The sequence below is a fragment of the Corynebacterium xerosis NBRC 16721 = ATCC 373 genome (assembly GCF_001552415.1).
GTDB classification, from domain to species: Bacteria; Actinomycetota; Actinomycetes; order Mycobacteriales; family Mycobacteriaceae; genus Corynebacterium; species Corynebacterium xerosis.
The window spans coordinates 1-17,838 of sequence record NZ_BCRD01000004.1 but is presented as its reverse complement, the minus strand read 5'-3'; the positions used below and the strand labels follow the sequence as shown (position 1 = coordinate 17,838).

Here is a 17,838-nt window from a genome sequence, read left to right as displayed (position 1 = left end):
TTAGGGGTGGCCGTGGTTGGGGGGTTGGCCGTCGTGGGGTTGGCCGTCGTGGGGTTGGCCGTCGTGGGGTTGGCCGAGGTTAAAGGGCGGTGGCGCGGGGACCGTTACCGCAGGTCGTCGGGGCCGAAGGCGTGGGGGAGGATCTCGGCGAAGTCGATCGAGATGGGCTCGCCTGGCTTGACGACGCTCATGTGGTCGCCGTTCGCCGCGCCTGCTTCGGAAATGCCCGCATCGGCAGTGCCGGCGCCGACGGCCGCTTCGGGGCGGGGGCCTTCGACGATGACCCGCTGGCAGCCGAACTCGTTGAGCACCTGGCGGCAGGCACCGCAGGGGTGGCACGGCGCGGCATCGCGGCCGACGATGGCGCACGCGACGATGCGCGCCCCCGGCCCGTGTTCGGCGACCATGCGGAACACGGCGGTGCGCTCCCCGCAATTGGTCAAACCGTAGGAGGCGTTTTCCACGTTGCATCCGGTCACCACGGTGCCGTCGTCAAGCAAAAGCGCCGCCCCCACCGGGAACCCGGAGTAGGCGACGTAGGAGTTGGCGGTGGCCGCGCGGGCGCGTTCCAGCAGTTCGGCGTCGGTGATGGACATGACTGCCGCGGTCCTTTCTGGAGGTCGGACGCTCGCCGGGTGCTGCGCCGGGAACGTTGGCCCGGCAGAAGGCCGCCGGAAGGCGTACGACGACGACCCGCATCACAGTAGAACTATTGGAAAACGTCCTGTTGACATTTGTTCTAGGCCTCACGATAATCGAAGCCGAACAAGTCCACAAGACCACAATTCCGGGCACCCGCGAACGGTGCGCGACCGCCACCATCCGGCCGCCGCCGACGCACCACCACCGCCCGGGCGAGCTTCGGAGGAGCGAGGACGATGGCGGAAAAATTCGACGTAGTCGACGTGATCAAGGTCAAGCGCGATGGCGGGGTGCTGCCCGACGACCACATCGATTGGGTCGTCGACGCGTACACCCGCGGCGTCGTCGCCGACGAGCAGATGGCGGCGCTGGCCATGGCCATCTTCATCAACGGCATGGAGCGCCCCGAGATCGCGCGCTGGACCGACGCGATGATCCGCTCCGGCGAGACCATGGACTTCTCCTCGCTGGGCAAGCCCACCGCCGACAAGCACTCCACCGGCGGCGTCGGCGACAAGATCACCCTGCCGCTCGCCCCGCTGGTGGCCAGCTACGGCGTCGCGGTGCCGCAGCTGTCCGGCCGCGGGCTCGGCCACACCGGCGGCACCCTGGACAAGCTCGAGGCCATCCCCGGCTGGCGCGCGGACCTGACCAACGACGAGCTGATGACCATCCTCCGCGACCCCGGCTGCGTCATCTGCGCCGCGGGCACAGGCCTGGCGCCGGCGGACAAGAAGCTCTACGCGCTGCGCGACATCACCTCCACCGTCGACTGCATCCCGCTGATCGCCAGCTCGATCATGAGCAAGAAGATCGCCGAGGGCACCGATTCGCTGGTGCTCGACGTCAAGGTCGGGTCGGGCGCGTTCATGAAGGACGAGGCGATGGCCCGCGAGCTGGCCCGCACGATGGTCGACCTGGGCAAGGACGCCGGCGTCGACACCGTCGCGTTGCTCACCGACATGTCGGTGCCGCTGGGCCGCTGCATCGGCAATGCGCTGGAGGTCCGCGAGTCCGTCGAGGTCCTCGCCGGCGGCGGTCCCGAGGACGTCGTCGAGCTGACGTTGGCGCTGGCCCGGGAGATGCTGTCGGCGGCGGGACAGCCGGATGCCGACGTGGAAAAGGCGCTTGCCGACGGTCGCGCGATGGACACCTGGAACGCCATGATCCGCGCCCAGGGCGGGGACCCGGAGGCTGCGCTGCCGACGGCGCGCCACACGCACGACGTAGTGGCCGACGCCGATGGCGTGGTCACCGAGCTGGATGCCCTGGCGCTCGGCGTCGGTTCGTGGCGCCTGGGCGCCGGCCGCGCCCGCAAGGAGGACCCGGTGCAGGCGGGTGCCGGCATCGAACTGCACGTCGGGCTCGGCGACACCGTGACCAAGGGGCAGAAGCTGTTCACCCTGCACACCGACGACGAGGACCGGTTCGAGCGCGCCCTCGAGTCCGCCCTGCCCGGCGTCGCCGTCGAGGCCGATGGCGTCGCCCCGGAGCGCAAGGTCATCATCGACCGGATTTCGTAGCGCGCCCACGGCTCTGCGGCGCCCTTGCCGCGGGGTCGTCCGACTCGCCCCGGCACCATCGCCCCCACACGCACACACACCTTCTCCGCTTCCCTCCTCCCCGCACTCCACCGCACTTCCCCGCTCTTCCCCCCCCCCCGCTTTCCCCGCTTTTCCCCGAAAGGACTCCACCACCATGACTTCCCGCGCCGACGTCGCCCGCATGATCGACCACACCCTGCTCAAGCCGGAGGCGACCCCGGACCAGGTCTCCGCGCTCATCGACGAGGCCGCCGAGCTCGGCTGCTTCTCGGTGTGCGTCTCCCCCAACCAGCTGCCGGTGTCGACGCCGGAGTCCGTGGCCGTGGCCACCGTCGTCGGCTTCCCGTCCGGCGCCCACAAGCCGGAGATCAAGGCCGCCGAAGCCGCCCGCGCGGTGGAGGACGGCGCCGACGAGGTCGACATGGTCATCAACCTGTCCAAGGCCGCGACCGGCGATTGGGACGCGGTCGAGGCCGACATCCGCGCCGTCCGCGAGGCGATCCCGAATGCGCTGCTCAAGGTGATCATCGAGTCCGCGGTGCTTGACGACGACGCCATCGTCGCCGCATGCCGTGCCTCGGAGTCCGCGGGCGCCGACTTCGTGAAGACCTCCACCGGCTTCCACCCCGCCGGCGGCGCCTCGGCGCATGCGGTGAAGCTGATGCGCGACACCGTCGGCGACCGCCTGGGCGTGAAGGCCTCCGGCGGCATCCGCGACGCCGCTGCCGCCGAGGAGATGATCGCCGCAGGTGCCTCCCGCCTGGGCCTGTCCAGCTCCGCGGCCGTGCTCGAGGGTCTGGAATAGGCCCCGATGACCGACCACGCCCACGCTTCCGACAACAGCGCCCCCGCCCCTGGCTCCGGCAACGGCGCCACCCCCGACTCCAACAACGGCACCGACACCACCACCGTCACCGACCCGGCCGTCCTCGAGGCGGCCCGCGAATGGCTCGCGCATGACCCCGACGACGCCACCCGCGACGAGCTGTCGACGCTGATCCAGAAGGCCGAGTCCGGCGGATCGGCGGCCACCACCGACGCCGCCGACGCGGCCGCCGAGCTCGCCGACCGCTTCTCCGGCCCGCTGACCTTCGGCACCGCCGGCCTGCGCGGCGAGGTCGGCGCGGGCGAGTCCCGCATGAACCGCGCCACCGTCATCCGCGCCACCGCCGGCCTGTGCGCCCATCTGCGCGACATCGTCGGCGAGGGTTTCACGGTCGTCGTCGGCTGCGACGCCCGCCACGGCTCGTCGGACTTCCACCGCGACGCCGCCGCCGTCATCGCCGCCGCCGGCGGTCGCGCGTTGGCACTGCCGCCGCAGCTGCCGACCCCCGTGACCGCCTTCGCCGTGCGCCACCTGGGCGCCGACGCCGGCGTCATGGTCACCGCCAGCCACAATCCGCCGCGCGACAACGGCTACAAGGTCTACCTCGGTGGACGGGCCGTGGACTCGGACGAACGCCGCGGCGTGCAGATCATCGCCCCGCACGACGCCGCCATCGCCGGCCACATCGCCGCGGCTCCCCCGGCCGACGAGATACCCCGCGACGAGGGCGCCGTCGAGCACCTCGGCCCCGATCTCCTCGACGCCTACGTCGCCCGGGCCACGTCCCTGGCGTCGTCGTCGGATCCGGCGGACCGGGCGGCGACGCGGATCGTCGTCACGCCGATGCACGGCGTCGGCGGCGAGACCATCACCCGCGTGCTGCGCGAGGCCGGGTTCACCGACGTCGCCGTCGTCGAGGAGCAGTTCGCGCCGGACCCGGATTTCCCGACCGTCGCCTTCCCGAACCCCGAGGAGGACGGTGCCCTGGATCTGGCGTTCGCGCTGGCCCGCGAGCGCGGCGCCGACGTGATCATCGCCGCCGACCCGGATGCCGACCGCTGTTCGGTGGCCATTCCCGACGCGGCCTTCGACGGAGGGTGGCGCCAACTGTCCGGCGACGAGATCGGCGCGCTGCTCGGCGAGATGATCGCCGCGCAGGTCGAGGCCGGACGGACGGGAGACGGGCCGTCGCAAAGCAAGGAAGCGGGCGGCGAGGAAGCGGCCGCCGGCCACCGCCCGACCCTGGCGAACTCGATCGTGTCCTCGCGGCTCAACGCCCGCATCGCCGCGGCCCACGGCCTGGACCACGCGACGACGCTGACCGGCTTCAAGTGGATCGCCGGCACCCCGGGCATGGTGTTCGGCTACGAGGAGGCCATCGGCTACTGCACCGATCCGGCGCGCGTGCGCGACAAGGACGGGGTGACGGCGGCGGTGCAGGTGGCCGATCTGGTCGCGAAGCTGAAGTCGGAGGGCCGCGGCCCCGCGGATCTGCTCGACGACCTCGCCCGCGCCCACGGCCTGCACGCCACCGCGCCGCTGACGTTCCGCGTCGAGGACACCGCGCTCATCGCCGAGGGCATGGCCCGCCTGCGCGCCAACCCGCCGGAGACGCTGGCGGGGTCGGCCGTCACCGCCGTCCATGATTTGTCCGACGGGTGGGACGGTCTGCCGCCGACCGACGGGCTGATGCTGTTCACCGAGGCCGACGACCGCGTCATCGCGCGCCCGTCCGGCACCGAGCCGAAGCTGAAGTGCTACCTCGAGGTGATCGTGCCCGTCGAGGGCGGCGACGGCAGTGGCGGTGGTGCGGGGCCCGACGGTGCGCCCGTCCCCCACGACGCCGCCGCCGGCCGGCTGCACGTCATCGCCGCCGAGCTGTCGGAGGTCCTGGGGATGTAGGCGGCTGCGCCCGTTGCTTTGCGACGGGCCGGCCACGACCCTGACATGAGGCCGACGGATGCACCCAACCCCGGACGCTTCCGCCAATTCGTCGCATGAATTCGCGGAAGCGTCCGGGGTTGCATGCACGCGAGCGCCTACCCCAGGTGCGGGCAGAACTGCTTGCCAGCGGAACTCGCACCCGCACCCGCCGCGCTGCCCGCACCTACCCCAGGTGCGGGCAGTACGGCTTTCCGGCGCCGGCCGCCCCGTCAGGCCTTGCCGCCTCGTCCGCGCCCGGCTCTTCCACGGCGGCGCGGTGCCGTTCGTCGAGCGCCCGGAACAGCGCCGTGTTCAGGCGGAACGCGAGGACGGCCTCGGCCAGGACGCGGTCGCGGACGTCGTCGTGAAGCTCGAGGGCGTCGAGCCGCTCGCGGTAGGCGTCGCGGTACGGCTTGATCTTGCCCAGGGCGGAGAAGTCGTAGAATGCGGCGCCCTCGCCGTCGATGCCGTAGTGGTCGCGCAACCGGCGGGCGATGATCTGCCCGCCGGACAGGTCGCCGAGGTAGCGCACGTAGTGGTGGGCCAGCAGCGATGCGGCGTCGCCGGCGCGGGCCAGCTCGGTCAGCCGGTTGACGTAGGCGGCGGTCGGCGGCAGCGCCTCGATGGACGAGCGCCACCGCGGGCCGACGAGGAATCCCAGGTCCCGCTCCAGCGCGTCGTGGCGCTCCAGGCGCTCGTCGGCGATGGCGGCGCCCTCGGGGGTGTCGGCGATGGACCGCACCGCGTCCTCCAGCGCGCCGTAGACGAACCACAGTTGGCCGGCGAGGTCGGCGGCGGCGCAGGCGTGGAGTTCGCCGTCGAGCAGTGCGCTCATGAACCCGGAGTTTTCGGCGTCGTCGTGGGCGGCTGCGGTGGCTTCCCGGAGCCGGGTGGTCAGGCGTTCGGTGGTCGTCTGGAGCATGTCGCCCCTCCTTGCTGGTCGTTGTCGGGTGGTCGTTGTCGGGTGGTTGCTTCGGTTGGCCGTTGCTTTACGACGCCGCCGTCGCGCGTCGTCCGCCGCGCGCGGGCACGATGACGGGGTTGCCCGCCGAGTCGGCGAGGACTTCGACGTCGAGGCCGTAGACGTCGCCGATGAGGTCGGCGGTGAGCGTCTCGGCGGGTGCGCCGGCGGCGACGACGCGGCCGCCGTCGAGGACGATGACGTCGTCGGCGTGCGCCGCGGCGGCCGCCAGATCGTGGAGGACCACGACCACGGTCACGCCCCGCCGCGCCCGCGCCGCGACGAGGGCCAGCACCGATTCGGCGTGGCGCAGGTCCAGTGCCGCGGTCGGCTCGTCGAGGAGCAGCACCGGGGTGTCCTGCATGAGCACCCGCGCGCAGTGCACGCGGGCCAGCTCGCCGCCGGACAGGACGGTGACGGGGCGGTCGAGGAGGTGCGCGACGTCGCAGTCGGCGATGACGCGCCGGCGCAGCCCGGGGTCGGGTTCTCCCCAGGGGGCGCGGCCGAATTCGATGACCTCGCCGGCGGTGAACGGCACCGTGGCGGGGTGCGACTGCGGCAGCACCGCCCGCAGGCGCGCCCGCTCGCGGATCGGCGTCGCCGCCAGATCGGCGCCGCCCCAGGTCACGGCGCCGACCTCCGGTGCGACGTCGCCCGACAGCGCCGCGAGCAACGTCGACTTGCCCGCGCCGTTGGGCCCGACGAGCGCGGTGACGCGGCCGGGGGATGCGGTGGCGGAGACGTCGTCAAGCAACACCCGCCCCGACCTGCGGACGGTGACCTCCGACGCCGCCAGGGCCCGGGAGGAGCGCGGGGCGGCGAGGATGTCGCGGATGTCGGGGGCCCTCATCGCCGCACCGCCCTTCCGCCGCGCAGCAGCAGCCAGAAGAACAGGGGGCCGCCGACCAGGGAGGTCAGCATGCCCAGCGGCAGATCCGCGCCGACGACGAGGCTGCGGGCGGCGAGGTCCGCGAGCGTGGCGACCAGCGCGCCGCCGAGCAGCGACGCCGGCAGCAGCGCCCGATGGCCGGGCCCGAGGATGAGCCGCAGCGCGTGCGGCACGACCAGGCCGATGAAGACGATGATCCCGGAAAACGCCACGCCCACCGCGACGACCAGCGCCGTCAGGCCTATGACGATGCGCCGCAGCTTGGCGACGTCGACGCCCAGATGACCGGCCTGCGCCTCCCCCAGGCCCAGCAGGTCGAGGCGGCGGGCCAGCGCCCACATCACCGCGGCCGCCGGGACGGTGACGGCGGCGACGATGGCCGCCGACGTCCAATCGCCGCCGGCGAAGCTGCCCATCTGCCAGAAGACGATGCGGTCGCGGGCGGCGGGTTCGGCGATGAACGTCAGGCCCGAGACGATGCCGCCGCACACCGCGTTGACGGCGACGCCGACGAGGATGATGCGGGCGACGTCGCGGCCGCCGCGGGCCGTGGCCGCGACGATGGCCGTGGCCGCCGCGCCGCCGAGGAAGGCACCCGCGGCGATGGCCCAGTCGGCCGCCGCCGCGCCGAGCGCCGCGGGCAGCGCCGCACCGCCGGCGACGGTGACCGCGGCGGCGCCGACCGCGGCACCGGAGGAGACGCCGACCAGCCCGGGTTCGGCCAGCGGATTGCCGAACACCGCCTGCAGCGCCACGCCCGCGATCGCCAGGCCCGCGCCGACGAACAATGCGAGGGCGATGCGCGGCAGGCGGACCTGCCACATCACCACGTCGGCCTCGCCGCCGGCGCCGACGATGGACTTCAGCGAATCGAGGGCACCCGTGCCGAACTGGCCGATCGTCGCCGACCACGCCACCGCGCCGATCAGCGCGACGGCGAGGACGACGTGGACCGCGATGCCCCGGCGGCGCCGGGCCGCGGCCGCGGCGTCGATGCGGTCGGGCGCGGTGACCGGGGCGCTGGCGGCGGCGTCGGGGACGGGTCGTCGTGAAGCAGGCAACACGGACGTCATGCGGCGGCCTTTCCGTAGAGCGCATCGGCCATCGCGGCGAGTACCCGCGGAGTGTCGGGGCCGAAGGACAGCAACTGCGAATCGGGGACGTCGAGGACGCTGGCGTTGGCGCCCGCCGGGGTCTGCGCCATCCCCGGCAGCGAGCCGAGGCCGGCGGGGCCGCCGATGGAGTCGAGGCCGTGGGTCATGACGATCACCGTGTCCGGCGCCGCCTTGACCAGCGCCTCCGGCGTCAGCGGCGTGAAGGCGCCGTCCATGCCCAGGCCCTCGGCGGCATCGACGCCGCCGAGCCGCTCGATCAGCGAGGAGGCGCCCGACTCGGGCCCGGCGATCATGGCGACGGTGGTGCCGCGCAGGTAGAGCACCATCATGCGGCGGCCATCCGCGCGCGTTTGCGCGTCGCGGGTGGCGGCGTCGAGCTTGTCGACGATCGCCGCACCCGCCTTTTCGCCCTGCTCCCCCAGGCCCACCGTCGTGGCGACCTGCGTGGCCAAGTCGGCGATGGTGTCGGGGGTGCGCTCGTCGGGGATGCGGACGACGGGAATGCCGGCGTCGGTCAACGTGTCCAGGACGCGCGACGGGCCGATCGAGCCGTCGGTGAGGACGACGTCGGGGCGCAGCTTGAGAATCGACTCGGCGTTGATGGTGTGGCCGCCCGGCGTGACCTGCGGGAGGTCCGCCGCACCGGGGAAGTCGGTGGCGGTGTCGCGGCCGACCAGCCGATCGCCCAGACCCAGCGCCCACACCATGCGCGACAGCGCGCCGGCGCGGTCGAGCGTGAGGATGCGATCGACGGAGGCGACCTCCACCTCGGCGCCGTCCCAGTCGACGGTGACGGGGAGTTTCGGCTGCGGGTCGTCCACGAGAACCTCCGGGTCGGCCGGCGGCAGCTCCGCGGACACGTGGCCTGTGGGGGCGGAATCCCCGGTCGCGGCGGCGTTGGTCGAGTTGGCGGTGTTGCCGGAGTTGGCGGCGCCGGCGGCACCGCTTCCCTCCCCGGCGCCCGTGCCCGGGCCCGCGCATCCGACCAATCCGGCGACGAGCACCAGGCACAGCAGCGCGGCGGCGATGGCGCCGTGGCGTCGGGTCAGGGAAGTCGGCATGGGGCTCCTCTTCGCGGTTTCGGTGTGTGGTGCCGGAGTGTTGTTTCGGGGCATGGCGTCGGGCCTGGCGTCGGCGCCGCGGTCGTCGGCGCCGTGTTCGTCGGACTCGCGGCGATCGCCGGCCCACGGAAAAGGTGACGTGCCCAACAAATGTGTAGCCTACGCTTAGTTAGGCTTGCCTTGCCGCAGGATGTTAGCATGGCCGTCGCCTTCGCCGTAAACACATCGGCGGCGAACCGGCGCACCGACGAATCTCGCCGGCCCCGCAGGAGGCGCCCGGCACGTCCACCAGGAGAACTTCATGAAGCACAACGCGACCACTGCGATCCCCGCCACCACCGCGACCACCGCCATCCCCGCCGCCGCGGCCTCCCCCTTCCAACGCGGGCGCCGCGCTCGCCGCGGCCTGCTCACCGCCCCGGCCATCGCCGCCGTGGCGCTGCTGGCCGCCTGCTCGGGCGGATCGGACGGATCGGGCGACGACTCCAATGCCGGGGCCGCCACCGACCCCGCTTCCACTTCCACCGCCACCGACGCCGCCAACTCCGCGAGCACGGCCACCTCCGAAGCCCCCGCCTCCTCCGACGATTCCGTCTCCGGCGAGGCCACCGCCAACGGCGTCACCGCGAAGGTCTCCCCGGTCGACGGCATCGTCGACGGTTCGGAGGTCACCATCGAGCTGTCGGGCCTCAACCCCGCCTACGGCGGCTACTACCTGGGCTTCTGCGGCGACCGCCCGGAGGGTTCGCCGGCCCCGGCCTGCACGGGCGACCGCGCGGTGCCGGGCACGCAGGCATGGCTGTCCAACCGCGGCGGTTCGCAGCCGGTGCCGGGCAACGGCGAGGCCACCGTCACGCTGACCGCGAAGGCCGCCGGCGAGGGGGTCGACTGCCGCGCCGATTCCTGCACGCTCAAGGTCTTCGGCGACCACTCCGAGGGCTTCGAGGACATCGTCGACGTGCCCGTCACTTTCGCGCCGTAACCCCGCTTTCCGAGCCGCCCCCTATTCTCGGGGGCATGAGCGCCTCCTCGCACCGCATCGTGTTGTTGCCCGGCGACGGCATCGGCCCGGAGATCGTCGACGCCTGCCGCCCGGTTCTCGCCGCGGCGTTTCCCACGTGGGAGTTCACCGACGCCGCAATCGGCTGGGGCTGTTGGCGCACCGCCGGCGACCCGATCCCGGCGGAGACGTGGCGGGCGCTGGAGTCCGCCGACGCGGCGATCATGGCGGCGATCACCTCCAAGCCGGCCCGGGAGGCGGAGGCCGAGCTCGCCGATCATCTCCGCGGCACCGGCCTGACCTACCGTTCGCCGGTGCTGCAGCTGCGCCGCCGCCTCGACCTCTACGCCAACATCCGCCCCGTGGAGGACCTGCTGGCCGGCGCGGGTTCCCCCGCTTCTTCGCTTGACGACGGCCCCGCGCCCACCCCGTCACCCCGTTTCGGTTTCACGGTCGTCCGCGAGAACACCGAGGGGCTGTACTCCCACGATCTGTCGATGGCGGGGCCGGATAGCAACGGGCTGTGGGACGTCGTCAAGCAGGACCCGACGGTGACCCACTCGACGCGCGCCGACACCGCCGTCGCCCTGCGCGTGACCACCGGCTTCGGGTGGCGGCGGTTGCTGCGAACCGCCGCGTCGCTGACCGGGCGGGCCGCCGACCCGTCGCTGCGGCGCGTGACCATCGCCGACAAGCCGAACATCCTGCGCGAATCCGGGGCGATCATCCGCGACGCCGTCGACGAGGTCGCCGCCGAGTTCCCCGACGTCGACTTCGAGATCGCCAACGCCGACGCCGTGACCATGCGGCTGATCACGTCGCCGATGAGCTTCGACGTCATCGCCGCGGAGAACCTGCTCGGCGACATCCTGTCCGACCTCGGCGCCGGCCTGATGGGCGGACTCGGGTTGCCGTCGGCGGCGAACATGGGCGACGGCCACGCCGTGTTCGAGCCGGTGCACGGGTCGGCGCCGGACATCGCCGGGCGGGGCATCGCCGACCCGGCGGCGTTCCTGATGTCGGCGGCCATGTGCGCCGAGCATCTGGCCGCCCGCGGCGAGGGAACCGGCGCAAGCACCAGGGGCAACAGCGCGGTCCCCGACACGGCCGGCAGCAGGGGCAACCAGGCGAGCCCCGACACGGCGGACACCGGGGGCAGCAGCGCGACAACCGGTTCTGAGCTGCGCGAACGCGCCGCCCTGCTGCGCCGTGCGGTCATCGGCGTGCTGCACGACGACCCGACACCCGACCTCGGCGGGGACAACACCACCGCGGGCTTCGCGGCGGAGGTGGCGCGGAGGTTGGCGTCGTAAAGCAAGCGCCCCGCCAACCGCAAACCCACCCCGAATGAGCTAACCCACCCGTTGCAGCGGGTGGGTTAGCTCATTCGGGGTGGGTTAAGCGGGAGAGCCCTACTGGAACTGGCTGAGATCGATGTTCTGCAGCGGATCCGACTCGCGGGCGTCCTCCTCCGGCGGCAACGGCACCTCGCACAGCACCGTCGTCGCACCGGAGGGGTCGGCGATGGTCGCCAGCGGGCCGAACTCGGTGTCCTGCACCGGCACCAGCACCTCGCCGCCGAGCTCCTGGGTGCGCAGGACCGCCTGGCCGATGTTCTCCACGCCCAGGTAGGCGAGCCAACCGGTGAAAGACTCGCCCTCGCCGGGGCCGGTGACCTGCGGGCCGGCGACGAGGCCGGCGAACGGCGCGCCGGCTTCCATCGCAATGGCGTAGACGCCCTCTTCGGTGCGGGCGCGCACGGCGATCTCCCAGCCGAACAGCTCGTGGTAGAAGGACACGACGTCGTCGAAGCCGTCGATTTGGCCGGCGACCAGCTCGAACCACACCGGGGCACCGGGCTCGCCGGCGGCGACGAACGCCTGCTCGCCGGGCTGCTCCAGCAGGCCGACCATCGCGCCGGCGGGGTCGACGATGACGGCCATCGCGCCGCCGTCGACGAGCTCCACCGGCTCGAGGGCGATGCCGGCGCCGAGGCCGCGGGCCTTCTCCACCACGGAGGCGACGTCGTCGACGTGGAAGTTCACGCGCCACTGGTCCGCGGTGGCGGGGGGGGCCGCGTTGGTGGCGTCTGCGTTGTTGGAGCCGGAGCCGGCACCGCCCTCGTCGGAGTCGGCGGCGAACAGGGCGGAGACGGGCATGCCCATCAGCTTCGCCATGCGGCGCCCGCCGCCCTCGCCGGCCGCAGAATACTCCCAGCCCATGAGCTCGCGGTAGAAGCGCTCCGACTTGCGGGGCGCGCTGGACACCAGGTCGACTCGGACGGGCATGCCGAACTCGGCGGGGAAAGCGGGCATCGGGGGTTCCTCCACTTGGTACTGCTCGTACTGCTCGCACAGCTGCGCGGGGCGCGCACGTCGGGCAATGCTACCGGAGGCATCCGCCGCGGCCGGACGGGCGGGCGGCTTCGCGGCGGGCCATGCGGGTCATGCGGGACGTGCGGGTCCGCTGCGCTTTACTCGTCGCTTTGCGGGCCGCTTCACGACGCCGACGTGGTTCACACCTCGACGTTGCGCCACTTTTCCGGGTCGAAGTCGTCGTCGGCGGTGGCCTCGTCGAAGTAGTCGTCGTCGATGTCCCCGGGGCGGGCGACGCGGGCGGCGGTGCCGGCGACGGCCACGACGTCACCGGGGTAGAGGTGGCGGCCCCGGCGGGTGTCGGTCTCGCCGTTGACCTCGACCTGCCCTTCGGCGATGACCTCCTTGGCCAGGCCACCGGTCTCCACCAGGTTCGCCAGCTTCAGAAACTGGCCCAGACGGATGGACTCGTCGCGGATGGCGACGTCATAAGGCTCCATGCCCCAAGCATGGCACATGCGGGGGCGGTGCTTCTCGGACCAACGGACGCCAGTAGACCGGATTGTCTGACAATCAACAATCCACTTTCCAAATACCGCATACCCACAGGCCCAGCGCCCGCACCAACCCCGGAAGTTGACAGACCGTTCGGTCTATTCAAAGATGGTCGACATGTCACGCGCCGCTTCGACGACCCTCACCGACCGCCCGGCCGACGCCCCTACCGCGTCCGTCGCCGGGGCGGCCACTTCGTCGTCGGGCTTCGCGGCTCCCGGCACGGCGCCCCGGAACGGAAGCGCGAATGGCGCCACGATCAAAGCCCCGGGCGGCGCCCCCGGCAGCCGCACGAATGGACCCGCGACCACAACCGGCGCCACCTCCTCCCCCATCGCGCAGCCGACGCACGGGTCGCTGACCATCCCGCCGACGGCGTCGTTCCGCCTGCCGACGACCCCCGCCGCCCGCCTCCACCATCAGATCCGCCTGCAGTGGCCGGTGACGCGCCCGGAGCTGGCGGCGTCGACGGGACTGTCGCAGCCGACGGTCGCGCGCGGCGTCACGGCTCTCATCGACGCCGGCCTGGTGGAGGAGCGCCCCGACCTGATCACCGGCACGGCGACGGGCCGCCCGCGCACGCCGCTGGCCCCGGCGAAGACCCCGTGGCTGCACGTCGGGGCGCACATGGGGCTGAAGGTCACGCACATCGCCATCTTCGACACCGTCGGCCGCGTGCTGCGCGAAACGGACCTGCACCTGGCGCTGGACCAGCTCGCCCCGGACGAGGCCATCGACGCGATCATCGCGGGCATCCACCGCCTGCGCACCGGCCTGGCGCGCCCACTGCGCACCGCCGGCGCCGCCCTGTCCGGCCACGTCGGCGCCGACGGCACCGTGACGTCGCGGTCGTACGGTTGGGGCAAGACGGACCTGGTCGGGATGCTTTCCGACGGCCTCGGACTCCCTGCCCTCGCCGCACCCGACGTGGCGGCGATGGCCGCCTCCGAGCTGGCCGCCACCCCGCTCAAGGCCCCTGGCACGGACGCTGCCACTGCCGCTGCCGGCGCCGGATTCGATGACGGGCGCCTGCCGACGTCGCTGTACTTCTACGCCCGCGAGCTCGTCGGCGTGGCCTGGACGGTCGACGGTGCGGTGCACCGGCCCGCCCACGGCGACGGTTCGATCGGCCACCTGCGACCTGCGGCCAGCGACCTGCTCGGCGGCGATACCCTGCGCGACGCCGTCGGCTCCTCCGGGGTGCTCGCCGCCGCACGCGAGCACGGCGTGCGGGCGGAGACCTTCGCGGACCTCGTCGCCGCCGCGGACTCCGGCGCCACGGCCCGGACGATCCTCGACGAGCGGGGCCGCCTGCTCGGGCTGGCCGTGGCCGACGTCGCCGACATCGTCGATCCGGCGCACGTCATCCTCGCCGGCGCAGCATTCACCGCCGACGCCGCCGGACTGCGGGTCGCGGCCCGCACCATCGCCGCAACATCGCCGGTCCGGCGCGACATCCGGGTGTCCCGGGCGCGCGGCACCATCACCCGCGACGCCGCCCGCGCCGTGGCGCTGGACCCGCTGCACCGCGACCCGCTGAACCTCGCATGACCCCGGTCCGCGACAATCGAGCGCATGTCCGGTTCCGATGAGGCGGCGACGCCATCCCCCGCACCGCGGCCCTCGCCCGTACCGCAGCGGTCGACGATGGACGTCAATCCCCTGACCCACGGCACCGACTGGGGCGTCCCCGACACCGACGGCAGCCGCACCCGCCGGGCCAGGCGCGGCCGGGTCGCCGCCGCGTTCTCGGCGATGGCCGGGCAGGCCCCGCCGCGGCCGCCGGTGCTCCACATCATCTCGGCGACGCTGGCGCTGATGGTGCCGCTGATCATCCTCGGCGCCGCCGCCGACGCCACCGACCTGGCGCTGCTCATCCCGCCGATGGCGGCCACCGCGGCGCTGATCATCGGCGGCCCGGACCTCCCGCTGGCCCAACCGCGCAACGTCATCCTCGGCCACCTCATCGGCGGCGGCATCGGGTTGCTGCTGTCGCTGTGGTTCGGGGGCTCCGCGCTGGCGGGCGGCGTCGCCGCCGGCCTCGCCTTCGGCGCGATGCTGCTGCTGCGCAGCGCCCATTCGCCGGGCGCGGCGACGGCGATGCTCCTGGTCACCATCCCGCCGGCGGTGCCGTGGCGGTTCATGCTGGTGCTGATGGCGTCGGCGGTCATCGTCATCACCGCCGGTCTCGTCGCCAACCGCGCCCGCCGTCTGCGCTACCCCGCCTACTGGTGGTGACGGCCCCTCCACGCGGGCCCCGGGACGTCGTCAAGCGAGACGGCCGGGAAGTTGCGGCACGAAGAAGTGATCGCGGTTACCCTTGACGACATCGACCGTTAGCCGCATTCACCCCTGCTTTCGCCGCGGCGACGGCCCGAGACTCCCCGACAGCCACGACTCGAAGAAATGACGGTGACCGGCATGGCCACGAGCAGCAACGGCAAGAAGAAGTCCAAGAAGAAGGCCCCCGCGAAGGCGGCCAAGACGAAGAAGACCGACGGGCAGAAGAAGAAGGTCTCCGCCAAGGACGCGGCGAAGGCCGGCAAGGCCCGGGCCGCCGCCCACGACGCCGCCGCGATGCGCCCCGGCGTCCCCGGCCCCGAGCCGGTGTCCTACGAGGAGCCCACCGACCCGCGCGGCCCGCTGGAGCCGAAGGCCGACCAGACCTCGCCGAAGCCCGCCACGCCCACCGGCTGCCCGGTCCACGCCGACCGCACCGACTTCGCGCAGCAGGGCGAATACCTGACCACCCCGCAGGGCGTGCGCCGCGCCGAGACCGACCATTCGCTCAAGGCCGGCGCCCGCGGCCCGGTACTGCTGCAGGACCACCACTTCCAGGAGAAGCTGCAGCACTTCGACCGCGAGCGCATCCCGGAGCGCGTGGTCCACGCCCGTGGCGCCGGTGCGCACGGCGTGTTCCGCTCCAACGGCAAGGCCGCGAAGATCACCCGCGCGGGCTTCCTCAAGGAGGGCGTGGAAACCCCGGTGTTCGTGCGCTTTTCGACGGTCGCCGGTTTCCGCGGTTCCATCGACACCGCACGAGACACCCGTGGTTTCGCCGTGAAGTTCTACACCGACGAGGGCAACCACGACCTGGTGGGCAACAACATCCCGGTGTTCTTCATCCAGGACGGCATCAAGTTCCCCGACGTGGTGCACTCCGTCAAGCCGCAGATGGACCGCGAGATCCCGCAGGCGCAGTCGGCGCACGACACCTTCTGGGATTTCGTGTCGCTGCACACCGAGGCGACGTTCCACACCATGTTCAACATGTCCGACCGCGGCATCCCGCGCTCGTACCGGATGATGGAGGGCTTCGGCATCCACACGTTCCGCCTGATCAACGACGAGGGCGAAACGTCGCTGGTGAAGTTCCACTGGAAGCCGAAGCTCGGCGTGCACTCGCAGATCTGGGAGGAGGCGCAGCTGTCCGGCGGCGCCGACCCGGACCTGCACCGCCGCGACCTGGCCGACGCCATCGAGGCCGGCGCCTTCCCCGAGTGGGACCTGGGCGTGCAGGTGTTCCCGGACAACGCCGAGGAGACGTTCGAGGGCATCGACCTGCTGGACCCGACGAAGCTGGTGCCGGAGGAGATCGCGCCGGTGGAGATCATCGGCACGATGGTCCTCAACGGCAACCCAACCAACTACTTCGCCGAGACCGAGCAGATCGCCTTCTGCCCGTCGAACATGGTCCCGGGCATCGAGACCACCAACGACCCGCTGTTGCAGGGCCGCCTGTTCTCCTACAAGGACACCCAGATGCACCGCCTGGGCGGCCCGAACTTCACGCAGCTGCCCATCAACCGCCCGCATGTGCCGGTCAACGACATGCAGCGCGACGGTTTCGCCCAGCACGCCGTCCCCGGCGGCGCCAGCGCGTACCACCCCAATTCGGTCGACGGCGGTTGCCCGTTCCTCGCCGACCCGGAGACCGCCGGCGGTTACATCGAGGTGCCGCAGGAGATCGCCGACGCGATCAAGACCCGCGAGAAGCCGGCCAGCTTCCACGATCATTTCTCGCAGCCGCGGATGTTCTGGAAGTCGCTTTCCGACGTCGAGCGCGATCACCTGATCGACGCGTACACCTTCGAGCTGTCGAAGTGCTTCGACGAGACCATCCGCCGCCGCGTGGTGGCGGAGGTGCTGGCGCACATCGACCAGGAGCTGGCGGAGTCCGTGGCCACCGGCCTGGGCCTGCCGGCGCCGGAGCCGGTGAAGGACCTGCCGGAGCCCGAGCCGTCGCCGGCGCTGTCGCAGATCCGCGGCCCGTTCCCGCTCGACGGCCGCCAGGTGGGCATCATCGCCGACGACGCCACCGACGCGAAGGCCCTGGACAAGCTGATCAAGGGCATCGACGACGCCGGCATGGTGCCGCTGGTCATCGCCGACCACGCCGGCCGCCTGGGCAAGAAGAACGACGGCGCCACCGTCCAGCGCACCACCTTCAACACCCGCTCCATCGAGTTCGACGCCGTCATCGCGGCCGCCGACCTCGACGCCCCGGAGATCGCGGTGCTGCTGGGCGAGACGTTCCGCCACCTGAAGGCCATCGCCGCCATCGGCGACGGGCAGAAGCTGGTCAAGCGCCACGTCGACGCGAAGGCGCCGGGCATCGTCCTGGCCGACGACGCCGGCAAGGCCCTGAAGTCCCTGCTCAAGCTCATGCCGGAGCACAGGGTGTGGGATCGCGCGTGACCGGTTCGACCACTTCGGACGGCGTCCCCGGAATTTCCGGGGGCGCCGCTCCGGCGAGCACCACCCGCACGGCCCGCGCCACCCGCACCACTCTGCCGTTGCCCGGTTCCGGTGACACGGCGGCGCGGTTCCTGGCCCTGTGGGACGGGTGCCGCGCGGACGTCTCCGAGGGCCGCCTGGCCGAGGCCGACCATGACGCCGACGCGATCCTCGCCGAGATCGGCGACGGCCGGCGCGTCGCCGACGGCGAGTTCTGGGGCGTGTGGGCCGCCGAGCCGCCGCACCCGGTCCTCGAGGCGCGGCGGGCCG

The 17,838-nt window shown here is 72.6% G+C and carries 15 protein-coding genes and 1 pseudogene; 9 read left to right on the top strand and 7 right to left on the bottom strand.

The annotated features are described in order from the left end of the window. Window positions 1–104 precede the first annotated feature (104 nt). The gene (locus CX1_RS07345) at window positions 105–596 is read right to left on the bottom strand and encodes a cytidine deaminase (protein ID WP_060925480.1); all 492 of its coding nucleotides are present in this window, start codon (window positions 594–596) and stop codon (window positions 105–107) included. 282 nt (window positions 597–878) lie between these two features. On the opposite strand from CX1_RS07345, the gene CX1_RS07340 reads away from it, so the two are divergent. The 3 genes from CX1_RS07340 (at window position 879) to CX1_RS07330 (ending at window position 4,914) form a co-directional block, all read left to right on the top strand. Further along, window positions 879–2,165: a thymidine phosphorylase gene (locus tag CX1_RS07340; RefSeq protein ID WP_046649543.1), complete on the top strand. Its 1,287-nt coding sequence runs from the start codon at window positions 879–881 to the stop codon at window positions 2,163–2,165. Between the two features lie 175 nt (window positions 2,166–2,340). Then, window positions 2,341–2,991, top strand: coding sequence for a deoxyribose-phosphate aldolase (deoC, locus tag CX1_RS07335; protein WP_060925479.1), 651 nt, complete (start codon window positions 2,341–2,343; stop codon window positions 2,989–2,991). 6 nt (window positions 2,992–2,997) lie between these two features. Beyond that, entirely contained in the window at window positions 2,998–4,914 is a 1,917-nt protein-coding gene (locus tag CX1_RS07330; protein ID WP_082719215.1) for a phospho-sugar mutase, read from the top strand. A gap of 205 nt (window positions 4,915–5,119) precedes the next feature. Here CX1_RS07330 and CX1_RS07325 read toward each other — a convergent pair whose 3' ends face one another. The 4 genes from CX1_RS07325 to CX1_RS07310 form a co-directional block, all read right to left on the bottom strand. Continuing rightward, the gene (locus CX1_RS07325) at window positions 5,120–5,857 is read right to left on the bottom strand and encodes a biliverdin-producing heme oxygenase (RefSeq protein WP_082719214.1); all 738 of its coding nucleotides are present in this window, start codon (window positions 5,855–5,857) and stop codon (window positions 5,120–5,122) included. A 67-nt stretch (window positions 5,858–5,924) separates the two neighbouring features. Continuing rightward, the gene (locus CX1_RS07320) at window positions 5,925–6,746 is read right to left on the bottom strand and encodes a heme ABC transporter ATP-binding protein (RefSeq protein ID WP_082719213.1); all 822 of its coding nucleotides are present in this window, start codon (window positions 6,744–6,746) and stop codon (window positions 5,925–5,927) included. Further along, a complete protein-coding gene (locus tag CX1_RS07315) occupies window positions 6,743–7,858 on the bottom strand; it encodes a FecCD family ABC transporter permease (protein ID WP_082719212.1) in 1,116 nt (371 codons plus the stop codon). The genes CX1_RS07320 and CX1_RS07315 overlap by 4 nt, the downstream gene beginning before the upstream one ends. Beyond that, window positions 7,855–8,961, bottom strand: coding sequence for a heme/hemin ABC transporter substrate-binding protein (locus CX1_RS07310; protein ID WP_052753346.1), 1,107 nt, complete (start codon window positions 8,959–8,961; stop codon window positions 7,855–7,857). The genes CX1_RS07315 and CX1_RS07310 overlap by 4 nt, the downstream gene beginning before the upstream one ends. Window positions 8,962–9,262: 301 nt before the next feature. On the opposite strand from CX1_RS07310, the gene CX1_RS07305 reads away from it, so the two are divergent. Further along, window positions 9,263–9,943 carry a neocarzinostatin apoprotein domain-containing protein gene (locus tag CX1_RS07305; protein WP_052753347.1) on the top strand — a complete coding sequence of 227 codons (681 nt, stop codon included), beginning with the start codon at window positions 9,263–9,265 and terminating at the stop codon, window positions 9,941–9,943. Between the two features lie 35 nt (window positions 9,944–9,978). Beyond that, entirely contained in the window at window positions 9,979–11,274 is a 1,296-nt protein-coding gene (locus tag CX1_RS07300) for an isocitrate/isopropylmalate family dehydrogenase (RefSeq protein ID WP_046651412.1), read from the top strand. 99 nt (window positions 11,275–11,373) lie between these two features. Here CX1_RS07300 and CX1_RS07295 read toward each other — a convergent pair whose 3' ends face one another. Both CX1_RS07295 and CX1_RS07290 read right to left on the bottom strand, forming a co-directional pair. Then, window positions 11,374–12,276: a VOC family protein gene (locus CX1_RS07295; protein ID WP_046651413.1), complete on the bottom strand. Its 903-nt coding sequence runs from the start codon at window positions 12,274–12,276 to the stop codon at window positions 11,374–11,376. Between the two features lie 200 nt (window positions 12,277–12,476). Continuing rightward, on the bottom strand, window positions 12,477–12,776 hold the full coding sequence (locus CX1_RS07290; protein WP_046651414.1) for an RNA-binding S4 domain-containing protein: 300 nt from the start codon (window positions 12,774–12,776) through the stop codon (window positions 12,477–12,479). 172 nt (window positions 12,777–12,948) lie between these two features. Here CX1_RS07290 and CX1_RS07285 point away from each other — a divergent pair, with 172 nt between their 5' ends. The 4 genes and pseudogenes from CX1_RS07285 to CX1_RS07270 all read left to right on the top strand — a co-directional run. Beyond that, window positions 12,949–14,382 carry an ROK family transcriptional regulator gene (locus CX1_RS07285; RefSeq protein ID WP_146780679.1) on the top strand — a complete coding sequence of 478 codons (1,434 nt, stop codon included), beginning with the start codon at window positions 12,949–12,951 and terminating at the stop codon, window positions 14,380–14,382. A 24-nt stretch (window positions 14,383–14,406) separates the two neighbouring features. Then, a complete protein-coding gene (locus tag CX1_RS07280) occupies window positions 14,407–15,069 on the top strand; it encodes an HPP family protein (RefSeq protein WP_082719210.1) in 663 nt (220 codons plus the stop codon). Window positions 15,070–15,408: 339 nt separating this feature from the next. Then, on the top strand, window positions 15,409–17,529 hold the full coding sequence (locus CX1_RS07275) for a catalase (RefSeq protein WP_046651420.1): 2,121 nt from the start codon (window positions 15,409–15,411) through the stop codon (window positions 17,527–17,529). A 32-nt stretch (window positions 17,530–17,561) separates the two neighbouring features. After that, window positions 17,562–17,838 (top strand): annotated as a pseudogene (locus CX1_RS07270) (acyl-CoA dehydrogenase); the annotation flags it as partial.

Bases quoted from the DNA above. Each gene is read 5' to 3' on its own strand.
- CX1_RS07280 (WP_082719210.1), top strand. From the start codon at position 14,407: ATGTCCGGTTCCGATGAGGCGGCGACGCCATCCCCCGCACCGCGGCCC.
- CX1_RS07310 (WP_052753346.1), bottom strand. From the start codon at position 8,961: ATGCCGACTTCCCTGACCCGACGCCACGGCGCCATCGCCGCCGCGCTG.
- CX1_RS07320 (WP_082719213.1), bottom strand. From the start codon at position 6,746: ATGAGGGCCCCCGACATCCGCGACATCCTCGCCGCCCCGCGCTCCTCC.
- CX1_RS07315 (WP_082719212.1), bottom strand. From the start codon at position 7,858: ATGACGTCCGTGTTGCCTGCTTCACGACGACCCGTCCCCGACGCCGCC.
- CX1_RS07325 (WP_082719214.1), bottom strand. From the start codon at position 5,857: ATGCTCCAGACGACCACCGAACGCCTGACCACCCGGCTCCGGGAAGCC.
- CX1_RS07295 (WP_046651413.1), bottom strand. From the start codon at position 12,276: ATGCCCGCTTTCCCCGCCGAGTTCGGCATGCCCGTCCGAGTCGACCTG.
- CX1_RS07275 (WP_046651420.1), top strand. From the start codon at position 15,409: ATGCGCCCCGGCGTCCCCGGCCCCGAGCCGGTGTCCTACGAGGAGCCC.
- CX1_RS07300 (WP_046651412.1), top strand. From the start codon at position 9,979: ATGAGCGCCTCCTCGCACCGCATCGTGTTGTTGCCCGGCGACGGCATC.
- CX1_RS07330 (WP_082719215.1), top strand. From the start codon at position 2,998: ATGACCGACCACGCCCACGCTTCCGACAACAGCGCCCCCGCCCCTGGC.
- CX1_RS07305 (WP_052753347.1), top strand. From the start codon at position 9,263: ATGAAGCACAACGCGACCACTGCGATCCCCGCCACCACCGCGACCACC.
- CX1_RS07340 (WP_046649543.1), top strand. From the start codon at position 879: ATGGCGGAAAAATTCGACGTAGTCGACGTGATCAAGGTCAAGCGCGAT.
- CX1_RS07285 (WP_146780679.1), top strand. From the start codon at position 12,949: ATGTCACGCGCCGCTTCGACGACCCTCACCGACCGCCCGGCCGACGCC.
- CX1_RS07290 (WP_046651414.1), bottom strand. From the start codon at position 12,776: ATGGAGCCTTATGACGTCGCCATCCGCGACGAGTCCATCCGTCTGGGC.
- deoC (WP_060925479.1), top strand. From the start codon at position 2,341: ATGACTTCCCGCGCCGACGTCGCCCGCATGATCGACCACACCCTGCTC.
- CX1_RS07345 (WP_060925480.1), bottom strand. From the start codon at position 596: ATGTCCATCACCGACGCCGAACTGCTGGAACGCGCCCGCGCGGCCACC.